The organism is Ferrimonas pelagia, assembly GCF_039543565.1.
Classification (GTDB): domain Bacteria; phylum Pseudomonadota; class Gammaproteobacteria; order Enterobacterales; family Shewanellaceae; genus Ferrimonas; species Ferrimonas pelagia.
This window is the reverse complement of sequence record NZ_BAABJZ010000057.1, coordinates 1-11,711: the sequence shown is the minus strand read 5'-3', so window position 1 is coordinate 11,711 and position 11,711 is coordinate 1. Positions and strand designations below refer to the sequence as shown.

12 protein-coding genes are annotated in these 11,711 nt (G+C 55.9%); 6 read left to right on the top strand and 6 right to left on the bottom strand.

Annotated features, from left to right (window positions below; genetic code table 11):
• Positions 1–632: 632 nt before the first annotated feature.
• Both ABEA08_RS09820 and ABEA08_RS09815 read right to left on the bottom strand, forming a co-directional pair.
• Positions 633–1,667 (bottom strand): IS110 family RNA-guided transposase, encoded by a 1,035-nt coding sequence (locus ABEA08_RS09820; RefSeq protein ID WP_345335113.1) that lies wholly within the window; start codon positions 1,665–1,667, stop codon positions 633–635.
• 320 nt (positions 1,668–1,987) lie between these two features.
• Positions 1,988–2,977 carry a transposase gene (locus ABEA08_RS09815; protein WP_345335112.1) on the bottom strand — a complete coding sequence of 330 codons (990 nt, stop codon included), beginning with the start codon at positions 2,975–2,977 and terminating at the stop codon, positions 1,988–1,990.
• A 54-nt stretch (positions 2,978–3,031) separates the two neighbouring features.
• Here ABEA08_RS09815 and ABEA08_RS09810 point away from each other — a divergent pair, with 54 nt between their 5' ends.
• Positions 3,032–3,154: a hypothetical protein gene (locus tag ABEA08_RS09810; protein ID WP_345335111.1), complete on the top strand. Its 123-nt coding sequence runs from the start codon at positions 3,032–3,034 to the stop codon at positions 3,152–3,154.
• A 328-nt stretch (positions 3,155–3,482) separates the two neighbouring features.
• Entirely contained in the window at positions 3,483–3,926 is a 444-nt protein-coding gene (locus ABEA08_RS09805) for a hypothetical protein (protein ID WP_345335110.1), read from the top strand.
• On the opposite strand, the gene ABEA08_RS09800 is transcribed toward ABEA08_RS09805, so the two are convergent.
• Together ABEA08_RS09800 and ABEA08_RS09795 are read right to left on the bottom strand one after the other, a co-directional pair.
• Positions 3,921–4,445, bottom strand: coding sequence for a GNAT family N-acetyltransferase (locus ABEA08_RS09800; RefSeq protein ID WP_345335109.1), 525 nt, complete (start codon positions 4,443–4,445; stop codon positions 3,921–3,923). The two genes, ABEA08_RS09805 and ABEA08_RS09800, sit on opposite strands and share 6 nt — an antisense overlap.
• A 54-nt stretch (positions 4,446–4,499) precedes the next feature.
• Positions 4,500–5,558 (bottom strand): S66 family peptidase, encoded by a 1,059-nt coding sequence (locus ABEA08_RS09795; RefSeq protein ID WP_345335108.1) that lies wholly within the window; start codon positions 5,556–5,558, stop codon positions 4,500–4,502.
• Between the two features lie 279 nt (positions 5,559–5,837).
• On the opposite strand from ABEA08_RS09795, the gene ABEA08_RS09790 reads away from it, so the two are divergent.
• The 3 genes from ABEA08_RS09790 to ABEA08_RS09780 are packed head-to-tail and all read left to right on the top strand — an operon-like array spanning position 5,838 to position 8,865.
• On the top strand, positions 5,838–6,800 hold the full coding sequence (locus ABEA08_RS09790; RefSeq protein WP_345335107.1) for an HlyD family secretion protein: 963 nt from the start codon (positions 5,838–5,840) through the stop codon (positions 6,798–6,800).
• A complete protein-coding gene (locus ABEA08_RS09785) occupies positions 6,797–7,723 on the top strand; it encodes an ABC transporter ATP-binding protein (protein ID WP_345335106.1) in 927 nt (308 codons plus the stop codon). Before ABEA08_RS09790 ends, ABEA08_RS09785 begins: the two co-directional genes overlap by 4 nt.
• Entirely contained in the window at positions 7,720–8,865 is a 1,146-nt protein-coding gene (locus tag ABEA08_RS09780) for an ABC transporter permease (protein ID WP_345335105.1), read from the top strand. Before ABEA08_RS09785 ends, ABEA08_RS09780 begins: the two co-directional genes overlap by 4 nt.
• 54 nt (positions 8,866–8,919) lie before the next feature.
• On the opposite strand, the gene ABEA08_RS09775 is transcribed toward ABEA08_RS09780, so the two are convergent.
• Positions 8,920–10,377 (bottom strand): hypothetical protein, encoded by a 1,458-nt coding sequence (locus ABEA08_RS09775; RefSeq protein WP_345335104.1) that lies wholly within the window; start codon positions 10,375–10,377, stop codon positions 8,920–8,922.
• Positions 10,378–10,555: 178 nt separating this feature from the next.
• Complete coding sequence (locus tag ABEA08_RS09770) at positions 10,556–11,218, bottom strand: hypothetical protein (protein WP_345335103.1); 663 nt, start codon at positions 11,216–11,218, stop codon at positions 10,556–10,558.
• A gap of 323 nt (positions 11,219–11,541) precedes the next feature.
• Between ABEA08_RS09770 and ABEA08_RS22035 the strand changes: the two genes are divergently transcribed.
• On the top strand, positions 11,542–11,711 hold a 170-nt coding region (locus ABEA08_RS22035; protein WP_425557353.1), incomplete at its 3' end, for a helix-turn-helix domain-containing protein.

The following is an 11,711-nucleotide window of genomic DNA, read 5'->3' as shown; positions in this document are numbered from 1 at the left end:
TCATCGATGCAAGCACATGTGGCAACTGATCCGGCGGGTGAAGTACTTCATGAACAACGCCTCACCATTCCCGGGTGGTGGTCATGGATTGCAGATAGTGGAGCACAATTAGGATCAGTTATTTAGGTGCATTTTATTGCTTTGGCGAATATTTCAAAGTAAAAGGGAAATATGATGATGATCAAATTAACTTTTACACACCTTGGACTGGCCGTAAGATAGAACAATGGTCAAATATAGAGTCGGTTAAGTTTAGCTCAAGCATGAATTGGTACGTTCTCAAATTCAAATCCGGTAAAAAGGTTAGGTTATCTTCTTTTCTTATCGGTCATGGCCATATTTTAGAGTTACTTGAAAGTAAATACTTAAATAGACATATATGGACGCCCTCGAAAGCGCAAGGTGTTTGATGATTGTTCGGCATGCTGACATATATCCGGCGTCTCGGTGGAGGTGAGTTTCACCTCCGCGCCTTGATGTGTTCCGTACTTCGCCGCCTTAACACCCACACGGATTTCTCAATCCTCGTCTAAGCCAGGCTCTTGCGAAGCAGGAATGACCGTTTGTTCATCAAAGTGTTGCATTGCTCTCGAGTGGTTTTGCTTACCTAATGTTGCAACTCAACTTACCTGTTAGATGGCATGAAATGCTTTACTCAAATCGTAGCTGCCACCACGTGTTAGGATGCTCCAGGCTATCCGGCACATCTTGTTCGCTAGCGCCACAGTAGCTTTGTTCTTGCCACGCCGGGCGACGAGCTGCTTGAGCCAACGACCGAGGGCATTCTCCTTTTTTGCCCCACAGCGGATCACGCTGCGTGCGCCATGGATCACCAAGGTTCGTAGCCGTCGATTGCCGTTCTTACTGATTTTTCCTAGCTGAGTTTTGCCGCCAGAGCTGGACTGTCTCGGCACCAAGCCAAGCCATGCCGACATCTGTCGCCCGTTGCTAAATTGACTGCCATCCCCGACCTCTGCCAATAGTGACGAGATGATAACTGGGCCTAACCCTGGAATGGATGAGAGTGCTTGCCACTGCGGTTGCTGCTTAACGAGCGTTGATAATTCATCGTTAAGGCAGCCCAAATGCTCTGACATCAAGCGAAGGTCATCAGCAAGATCTCGAAGTAAGCGACGCGCAATTGCCGTGAGTTCATTGTCCGCATCCTCAAGTGCCTCCGGCAGGAACGCCTTAAGCTTATCGAGCCTTTGCGGAAAGACCACGCCGTACTCAGCGGCGATGCCGCGTATTTGATTGACCAGCGCAGTACGTTGCACAACCATTCGGTCTCGAATCGAGAGAATGGCTTTGATGTCCTGCTGGGCCAAAGTCTTGATGGGGACAAAGTGAATGTCGGGTCTGAAAGCCGCTTCGCAGATAGCCAGTGCATCGGTGGCATCGTTCTTTTGTGTTCGGCAAAACGCTTTTACATGCTGAGTTGGGATGATGCGGGGTTCATGTCCCATCGCTAAAAAGGCTCTGGCCCAGTGGTGCGCTGAAGTACAAGCCTCCATCGCAATTAGGGTACCTCGAGGCAGCTGTCGAACCGCATCCTGTAGTTTGGAACGTGTGATCGTTTTGTTCGAAATGACTTTGTTTTCAGACGATAGAATACAAAGTTGAAAAACGTTCTTGGCTAAATCTAGACCAGCAACTTTAATGTTCATGATGGACGCTCCTTAATGCCTATCGAATTAAGCGTACAAACTTAATTCTGGCGCATCGACGCCGTTTAGGTGGGGCGTCCATCACAGCACCCAATGTAACTATATTGGTGCTTAAATAGGCACCCAATATAACTATGTTGGTGGTTAGCTTTGAAATAGCGCCTTCGCGCAGGGCAAAAGCCATCTCGGATCCGAGAAAAAGCTCCAGACTTGTGTATTTTGCGGGAAAAGTCGGTGTCGTTGTGGTGGATAAGTGAACGCTGGGCGTGACGCGTTATCCAGTGAAGGCGTTGGGTTGTAGGGCGGGGTGTTGTGCAACGCTAAGCGCTATTTAGCAGGTCCCTAGCTGCGGTAATGCCGTGCGCACGTTGATGGTTGGTATGCTCGGCAAAGTCTCGTAACGCGGCTTCTCGGCCTGCGGCACGGGTAAATTTTCGTTCAAATTCGGTGGTTAGCTTTAGCCAGTTGGCGGGGGTTATCTGCAGGCGTTGGAGCATCCCAGGCAACGAGTCGGGGATGTGGCCCGGTTTGTCGTCACGAATGATGCGGCCGGTCTGTTCAACCAACTCCAAATAGTCATTAACGGCATACGCCAATCCTTGCGACATGTCGCAGTTGTCCGGAGCGGTGAATGGGGCTAGCTCGGGTGGCTGTTTGCCGGATATTGCTGCGCGAATACGCCGCTGAATGCTGGTGTGATTGGATTGCTCAGGTGTTTGCGCCATCTTAGCGCGAATGGGGTTGAGGTCGACGTAGGCCATACAAGATAACACTGCGGCTTCATCCAGTAGGGCTTGAGACTTAAATCGTCCTTCCCAGAACCGGCCGGTACAGCCATCTTCTCGATTGGCTTCACGGGCGATAAACTCGTTGAGGCTACGCATAAACCAGCTCAAATCAAACAACCGTTGTCGGTACTGTTCGGCGGTTTTCAGCACGATGTCAATTTGGCCATCGCTGAGCTCTTTCCGTCGCTCTGTCGCCATGTAACCCTGAGTGAGTATCGTACCTTTGTGCAAGCTATGCCAGCGCTCCAACACCTGTTCAACGGTCCAATTCAACGCCAATTCACGATCGACCCGAAGCACCACATGGGTATGGTTACTCATCACGGCAAAGGCACACAGTTCGATGGCGAATACGCGACTGAGCGCCAGCAACCGTTTTTCTACCCAGTCGCGGCGATGCTCATAGCTTTTGCCGGTGAATGGGTCATCACCACACAAAAAGCTGCGCCGGACACAGCGTGTAACGCAGTGATAGTAGGGGGTGTCTTGCAAACTGACTTGCGATCGCCGCGCGGTTGCCATGATGTGCTCCGATCTGAATGTCCACAAAGCGTAGTTGGTTTGAGTGGAGTTCACTTGAAACGTGGGTGTCTATATAAAAACTTCCTGCAACCGGACGTCAGCGGCATCGTGGTGCAACTTGCCCCGGACAGCCTGATGACCGATCAGCGTCACGTCTCTCAGCGAGGCGACGGGTAAGGGCGGATCACGCTGACGCAACAGCAGCTTGTCGAGTTGGAGACGCTGAGGTTCAGTGAGCCGCCGGTGTGGATCGGACCTTACATCGAGCGCTAAATAACGGATCCCAATTGTGCTCCTCTTTCTGCAATCCATGACCGCCCCCCGGGAATGGTGAGGCGTTGTTCATGAAGTACTTCACCCGCCTGATCAGTTGCCACTGTAGTGGGGCGTTGGGCTCATCGGTCATGCAGGCGGGGTTTTGCCTGTTTCTTGGTTAGGAGCCAAACTGAAGTGGTCGGTTCTGGCGGGCGCGAACGGTCGCTGGAGAAACCTGTGGAGATAACGGATGGCTTCTGAATCTGAGAAAGGTGAGGTGGAGATCGGGATCTTCCGGCGGTTTGCTGAGGTTGCGGGGTGGCATTGTACTGAGGTGGCTAAGCAGTCGCCGCACGAAGGTAAACCGGATCTGAAATGTCGCGTGAATGGTGAGTTGGTCTATTTCGAGTTAACGGAGGCGTGCTCGGAGGATGTGGCGAAGGCGGTTGCGTCAGCGCGCCAAGCTGAGCTCCCGGACGTTGAGCAGGTCAAGGATTATACCTCGGCAACCTATCGAAGAAAGATCATGAAGCGCTATGCGGTGTCGGCTCCCGTTGAGCTGTTGATCTATAACGTTGGCCGTACGATATTGTCGGATGAAGTGTTGATCGAGAACATCAAGGCGATCTCATGCCGTGATAAGGGGCAATTCCGTAAGGTCTGGTACTTCGGAGAGCACGTGACCGAGCTATAGCGGTTCGAGCGGTTCATCGTAGACAAACAGCAGTAGTTCTTCCCCTCGCTGATAGCGTTTGACGAGCTTCATGCCACATTTTTGCAGTACGCGTTGTGACGCAATGTTCTGTACGGCGACTTCGCCGACGATGCGCTCGATCCCGAGCTGAGCTCTGGCGTAATCGAGTGTGGCTTGTACGGCTTCGGTGGCCAAGCCCTGGCCCCAGTATTGCGGCAGCATGCGGTAGCCGATGTCGATTTCGTCCAGCTCGGTTTCGAACTTTACCCCACAAAAGCCGATCACTCGATCGTCGCCTTTGTGGATCAAGGCGTAGCGGGCAAAGCCATGGCGTTGGTACTCCGCCAGCCACACGGTGCGGATCACCTTGAGTGCATCGGCTCGATTTTGGACAACGCCTTGATCGCCGGTATAGCGCGTGACGTTCGGATCGCGGCTAAAATCCAGTACGGCGTCAGCGTCCTGCTCAGTGAAATGGCGCAGCTGCAGCCGAGGCGTTTCTATTAATATCTTCTTCATGCTCAGTCCCTTGAAAGGCATTTTTCTTCGAACTACGGCATTATAACGCTCTCATTATACCGCTTGAGGCAACGGCAAGGTCGTGACAGTAGCACTCAGGTGGGACTGTGCGCTGGCAAGCCAGGGCTGCTCTAGGCTGATCCGCTGTTTGTCGAAGTCGATCGCGACATCGAGACCCAAAGGCAGGGTGAACATCGGGTGGGTGTGGCTGCAGTCGAAGCCGTTGACGACGGGCAGGCGTTGTCCATCGAGCACCTCATGCAGGATATCGAGTGGTGTGCGACCGGTGCCGAGATCGTCAAACAGCTCATGCTTTCCGAGGATCACGGCTTTGATCCTGTCAAACACGCCATTGAGCTTTAGGAAGACAAAACTGCGTTCGATGGTGGCCGCATCCTTCATGCTGTCTTCGATAAACAGGATGTCACCCCGTTCGATCGCCGGCATATAGGGGCTGCCCCAGATCCCAGCGATGGTGTTGAGGTTGCCGCCCATTAAGCGGCCTTGAAGTTTGCCGCTGCCCAGATATTCACATTCATTACTTCGAGTCTGCTTGGCGTGGCTTTGACGTTCCCATTCGATGCGCTGCTCGGTCCAATGCAGCGGTAACGGGTAGTAGTAGGGAGCCTGCGCAGGCTGGCATAGCAGAGAGGCAAAGCTGGCGAAGGTTTGATCCACCAGTGGGGGGAACTCGCCGAATGAGGCCACCAGTGCCGGGCCGTAGTAGGTCACCAAATTCGTTTGCGCGCTGATCCCCAGCAGCAAGGCAGTGACGTCCGAATAGCCAATGATGATCTTGGGGTCGGCCTTAAGCGCGGCGTAATCCAGGTAGGGCAGCAGGGCGTTGCTGTTACTGCCACCTATGGTGGCCATGATGCAGCGGATCTGCGGATCGCGGATCAGTGCGTTGAGCTCCTCGGCGCGTTCGCGTGCCGTGCCGGAGCGGTAATGATCCGCCTTGCCGGTTAGCGCGCCGGGCACGAGTTCGAAGCCCTTGCTGCGCAGAAACGCTTGGGCACGGGCCGTTCGCTTGGGGGCGAATGCTGTGGCGGGTGAAGAGGGCGAAAAATAGCCGATCTGATCTCCCGGTTGCAGTGGGGGCGCTAGCCGCATGTTCACTCTCCTTGTGTCGCGGGATGGCCGACGCCATCCAGTGCTGCGGATCTGGCCTCTGGGCGTCCGGCCCAGTATCACTTGTGTCGGGCCTTGTCTGGTGCCGCTCGGCTTCGGCGGCGAGCGGCCCTACACCTTCTGGATTTATCGGCCTTTTGTCAATCGCCCCTGTCTCATTTTTTCGTTCATTTTCAACGGTGTGATTTATTTTTGCGCTAGATGAACAGCCATAAGGGCATATACTCAAAGGACGCGGATAGGACGGGAGCGGATGGCCGCATGAGGGCAGTGGGATTTGCGATTTTGGTCGGGCTAGCGGGCTGGCTGAGCGGCTGTGCGCCGGCGGAGCAGCACGTGGCGTTGGGCACCTTGGAGCGGGAGCGGGTGACCTTGCCGGCGACGGTGGATGAGGTGATCGTCGCATTGCCTGTGATGGCCGGCACTTGGGTGGGGCAAGGCACGGTGCTGGTCCAGCTGGATGATCGCCAACAACAAGCACAGGTGGCCCGCGCTTTGGCGGAAGTGGAGCGGGCTGAGGCGCAGTTGGACAAGTTGCGTAATGGCGCACGGCCGGAGGAGGTCGCAGCGGCGCAGGCGCAGGTAACGGGCACTCAGGCGACGCTGCAGGAGGCGGAGTCCAGTTATGCGCGGGCACGCCAGTTGCAACGGCAGCAGTTGATCAGCCAAGCGGATGTGGATCATGCCTTAGCGAGCCGTGATGCGGCCAGTGCTACCTTGACCGCGGCGCGCGAGGCGCTGTTGACCTTGACCAACGGCACGCGACAGGAGGATCTGCGCATGGCCGGCGCTGAATTGGCGGCGGCTGAGGCGTCCTTGGCCAGTGAGCGCAAGCGGCTGGCGGATCTCACCTTGACGGCGCCGCGGGATGGCTGGCTGGACAGTTTGCCCTGGAATCTGGGCGAGCGGGTGCGCAGCGGCAGCCCGTTGGCGGTGTTGTTGGTCGGCGAGCAGCCCTACGCCCGGGTTTATGTTCCCCAGCGCTACCGAGTGTCAGTCCAGGTGGGCGACACGCTGATGGTGGCGGTGGATGGCGTTGCGCAACCCCTGCAGGGCCGGCTGCGCTGGATCGCCAATGAGCCGGCGTTTACGCCCTATTATGCGCTCAATCAAAGCGAGCGCAGTCGGCTGATGTATCTGGCTGAGGTGGCGTTGGGCGAGGACGCCGCCAGCTTACCCAGTGGCGTACCCGCACAGGTGCAGTTACCGGAGGTGCAGCCGTGAGCCAGTGGGCGATCGAAGCGCAAGGGCTTGGGCGACAGTTTGGTGACTTTTGGGCGATCCGCGAGCTGGATCTGCAGATCGCCCCCGGCACCATCTATGGTTTTCTCGGCCCGAATGGCTGTGGCAAGACCACGGCCATTCGGATGTTGACCGGTTTGCTGCGGCCCAGTGCCGGTACGCTGTCGGTGTTGGGTTACGCTTTGCCGCGGGACGCGGAGAAGCTGAAGCGAACCATTGGCTATATGACGCAAAATTTCTCGCTGTATCGTGATCTGACGGTGCGAGAAAACCTGACGTTTATGGCGCAGATCTATGGTTTATCGCGACGCGAGCGACGACAACGGATCGATCAGCTTTTACGCCTGTTTGGGCTGGATCAACGTCAGGCGCAGTTGGCGGGCAGTCTCAGCGGCGGTCAACGGCAACGCTTGGCATTGGCTGCGGCGATCATCCACAAACCCAAGCTGTTGTTTTTAGATGAGCCAACCTCGGCGGTGGATCCGGAAAATCGACGGGAGTTTTGGGAGCAGCTGTTTGATCTGTGCGATGAGGGCACCAGCATTCTGGTGTCTACCCACTATATGGATGAGGCGGAGCGGTGCCATAAACTGGCGATCTTGGAATCCGGCAGCAAACGCGCGGATGGCGCCCCAGAGCAGTTGATGGCGCAAATGGGCGTGCAGGTGATCGAGCTGGAGGGTCAGGATCTGCGCCGGTTGAAGCAGCAGTTGCTTCGACTGGTCCCGGTGCGTTCGGCAGCGCAATTGGGCGCTCGATTGCGGGTGTTGATCGACAGCACGATCACTGAGCCGCTGATCTGGCTACGGCAGCAGCGGGGGCTGTCGCCGATCGCGCAGGCGACGCTGGTGCGGCCCAGTCTGGAGGATGTGTTTGTGATCTGCACCGGCGAGGGACGGCAATGAACAGCGTTAGGCGGATCTGGGCAGTGATCGGCAAAGAGTTGGCTCAATTGCGCCGGGATAGAATGACGTTTGGCATGGTGGTGATGATCCCGCTGATCCAACTGCTGCTGTTTGGCTTCGCCATCAATACCAACATTCGCCACATCCCGGTGGCGGTGGTGGATCAGAGCCAGTCTGGCCTGAGCCGCGCGCTGCAGCAAACCGTCGCGGCTACCCAGGTGGTGGATCTCACCCAGGAGTACGCCACCGTTCAGGAGGGCGAGCAGGCGTTGATCCGCGGTGATGTCCGCGCGGTATTGGTGATCCCCCACGATGTCGCGCAGCGCCTCGCCCGGCATCCTGCGCTGGGGCTGGCAACGCCGGGATCGACCGAGCAGGTGTTGAGCCGGCCGGTCGCCCAGTGGTTGGTCGACGGCTCCGATAATGTGGTGGCCGGGGCGATCAAGGGGCTGCGCGCGATGCCGCTTCATGATCTGATCAAGCAGCCGGCCAATCGCTCAGAGCCGACGTTTGAGGTGGCGCTGCTGTTTAATCCAGAGCAGCGCACGGCGGTGAACATCGTGCCGGGCTTGGTGGCGGTGATCCTGACCATGACTATGGTGCTGTTTACGTCATTGGCGATCGTCCGCGAGCATGAGCGGGGCAATATGGAGTTGATGATCACCACCCCGATCCGCCCGATAGAGCTGATGCTGGGCAAGATCGTGCCCTATGTGTTCCTCGGTTTCTTGCAGGTGGCCATTATTCTTGGCCTGGGCAAGTGGATCTTCCAGGTGCCGCTTGGCGGCGAGGGCGGGGATCTGCTGCTGTTCACCCTGCTGTTTATCTCGGCCAGTTTGACGCTGGGCTTGTTGATCTCCACCGTGGCGACCAATCAGTTGCAGGCGATGCAGATGACGGTGTTTGTTTTGCTGCCCTCGATCCTGCTTTCCGGCTTTATGTTCCCCTATGAGGGCATGCCGGATCTGGCTCAGTGGATCGCTGAATTGCTGCCCGCCACGCATTATATGCGCGGAGTCCGCGGCATTTTATTGCGGGATGCCGGTTTGGCGGATCTTAGCGCCGATCTCTGCTGGTTGGCTGGATTTACCGTATTGGGGCTGCTGCTGGCGTCGCTGCGCTTTAAGAAAACCTTGGGTTAGCCGAGACGGTACACGGGTGCCAGCGCGGGCACCGTCTGGGTTCGCGCGGGTTCGTTATGACTGCGGCTGTTTGCTGCCGTCCTGCGACAGTGACAGGTCATCGTGGCTTTCGGCTGGCGCTGGTGGTGGCTCGATCTTGTCGACACCATCGGGCAATGTGCTTTCGCTGATATCAATGATGTTGGAGCGGTTCATGGTGATCTTGTAGCGCGCATAGCGGGGGCTCTGGCTGCCTTCGCTCAGCCGCAAGATGAGATTGATCTGGTAGCGGCGCTCAACCGACTCGCTGCTGATCTTGCCCTCGGCTTCTTTATAGATCTTGGCTTTACCCCGCTCGAGGTAGCGGGCAAAGGGCATTAGGCTGATATTGACCTGTTCTTGCAGGGTGGAGTAGCCCGCTAAGAACGCTTTCTGCGCAATGCGCGAGCTGATCCCATAATGCAGAATGTCCGAGTCAATTTTGTTTTGGCTGTGACGCCGCTTTAAGATCTCATCAATGCCATTGGGCAGATCTTTCTTCTTGATAAAGTCTATCCAGATCAACTGACGACCGATCACCGCCTGACTGGTGGTATCTCTTAGGACTCGACTCCAGCGTGGCCGGCCCTTTTGAATGATCCGCCATAATGCGTTGCGAAAGTCGTCTTTGAAGATCTCACGAAAGGCGTAAATAACGGCCAAAGTCAGCACCAATGCCAGGGTTAATCCGCTCAGTACCCCTTGCGCTTTGATGATCAGCGACGACACCACCAACATGATGATGCCGGTGGTCACGCCGGTGGTCAGTTTCTTCAAGCCCACCCCGAGGGTCTTGGTTTCCTCCTTGAGGACGACCCCTTGTTGGATCAAGCGACGCAGCAGGAGCATTTTATTGGAGATCCGATTGGGATCGCTTTGGGTTTGCGCCGAGTTGTACTTTTTGCTGTCACGGTATTGTCGCTCATGGCGACAGAGGGTGATGACCTGCTCGATCACCTCACTGTATTCGCTGCTGCGGGGCGCATGAGACATCAACTTCAGTAGCCGCTGCTCACAAAACCACGACAGGTAGTTGTCTGAATTTTCGAAATAGTGTTTCCACTTTTCTTCGCTGGGCTCGTTACGGCGAAACTTCTTGAGCAGTTGGGCCACAATGTCACTCAGTTCGGCTAGCGCAGCGTAGAACCGCTCGGGATCTTCCTGCTGCGCCAACTCTTTGCTGTCGGTTTCGATGGCGATGGCAAATTGGTAGGCGAACAGGTTGAGGTAAAGCCGGAACTCTTCTAACGTGCGTTTGTTCAAGCTAACGAAGCGACCTTGCACCAAGGGCAGGTGTAATCCGGTCGAGTAGTAGGAGCGGCGGCCACTGATGGCGCTGTGGGCATAATCTTGTGGATCTAAGCTCTGCGGATTCACTCCCATCTCTTTGGGTAATAAGAAGTAGAGATCGAGTCGTCGGTGATCCCCCTCCTTCATTTGGTGAATGAACTTGAGTGAGAGTGCCTCCTCCTGTTTGACATGAATTTCTGACACGTAACCTCAAAACAATGCAGTGGTAGCCGTTGAACCTGGTTTGATTGTAGCCTATGTCCGCATGGCGGATCTGTACCGCACCTCACGTTGAGCCGAGTTATGACATTGTTTTTACGTTCCATTGTTGTATCACGAGGCGACCGTGGGCGTGGCTTGCACTGCGACCGCCTCGTTGCATTCAGATATCGCCGACGGCAAACGTGATCTGCAAGATCTGCGGTGCATAGCCAGGCACATCGATGTACACCTCGGCATCGTATAGCCCTGGGATCAGGCCGGTGGGATCGGCTTCAACGGTTAACACGTCCGGGGTCGCCTCGCTGTTGGCGGAGATGGTTAACCAGTCGGCATAGTAATCCAGGGTGTAGGGCAAGTTGGCGCCGCTGGATTCCGTCAGCAAGACCTCCTCGCTGATCCCCTGCTCATTTAACGCGGTCAGAAACAACACCGGCTCGGACAGATAGAGCGCGGCAGGCTGATTCGCCACGTTGAAGTCGGCGTTGAGTTGGACCTGGCTGCCGTCCAGTAGGGTGACGTTGGCGCTGATGGTGTGGCGGCCTTCGCTGAGATCTTGCGTATCAAACGGGTAGGCATTGCCCTGAGGATCGGTGCCGGTCAGATCCCAGGGAGGAAATTCTTCAAATTGCAGTGGGCGGCCATCGATGGAAAAGTCGATATAGGCGATCTCATGGGGGGGATCGACAAAGACGTAGATCGATTCATCCACCTGTTGTCCTGCTAAGGGCAGGGCAGGGGCACGCTGTGGGGCGTGAGACAGTAACAGCTCGACCGCCACGGCGGGCCAGGCGAGTACAAGCAATAGGGCAAACGGACGGAACATGTGACCTCTCCGGGACATAAATACTTTCAGTCAAAGGCCCTGCTTCCGTGCTTGTGGGTAGAGTGTTGTTGCTAAAACATGACAGTCTCGCAGGTAATTTGCAACGCTGCGGGGTGGTGGGCTTTGCTGTATTTGTGAGCTAATTTGGCAAGAATGAACTAAGGAGCGTGACATCGTTGATGTAATGGTTTGATCTGCTGCGAGTTCGTTCTCGTTGTTGGCGGAGCGCATTGGCTTGGTCTGGTTGCGTTGAACGCGGGTTATACCAATAGCACTAAAAGTTTGATCTAATGGTGCTTTGATTAGTGACCCGAGCACCGACGATGCATACTTCCAGCGATTTCAAGCAGCTTGCCAAGAAAGCCCGCGATTCGAGGATGAGAACGCGCTATCTGGCGTTACACCACTTCTTGCGTGGCTACAATCGGACACAAGTCGCCGAAATGCTTGGGATCTCCCGAGGGAGTGTGAACTCTTGGGTGGCTTTGTATCT

Excerpts from the sequence above, each read along its gene's own strand:
- ABEA08_RS09805 (WP_345335110.1), top strand. The coding sequence starts at position 3,483 with ATGGCTTCTGAATCTGAGAAAGGTGAGGTGGAGATCGGGATCTTCCGG.
- ABEA08_RS09815 (WP_345335112.1), bottom strand. The coding sequence starts at position 2,977 with ATGGCAACCGCGCGGCGATCGCAAGTCAGTTTGCAAGACACCCCCTAC.
- ABEA08_RS09820 (WP_345335113.1), bottom strand. The coding sequence starts at position 1,667 with ATGAACATTAAAGTTGCTGGTCTAGATTTAGCCAAGAACGTTTTTCAA.
- ABEA08_RS09800 (WP_345335109.1), bottom strand. The coding sequence starts at position 4,445 with ATGAAGAAGATATTAATAGAAACGCCTCGGCTGCAGCTGCGCCATTTC.
- ABEA08_RS09780 (WP_345335105.1), top strand. The coding sequence starts at position 7,720 with ATGAACAGCGTTAGGCGGATCTGGGCAGTGATCGGCAAAGAGTTGGCT.
- ABEA08_RS09790 (WP_345335107.1), top strand. The coding sequence starts at position 5,838 with ATGAGGGCAGTGGGATTTGCGATTTTGGTCGGGCTAGCGGGCTGGCTG.
- ABEA08_RS09795 (WP_345335108.1), bottom strand. The coding sequence starts at position 5,558 with ATGCGGCTAGCGCCCCCACTGCAACCGGGAGATCAGATCGGCTATTTT.
- ABEA08_RS09770 (WP_345335103.1), bottom strand. The coding sequence starts at position 11,218 with ATGTTCCGTCCGTTTGCCCTATTGCTTGTACTCGCCTGGCCCGCCGTG.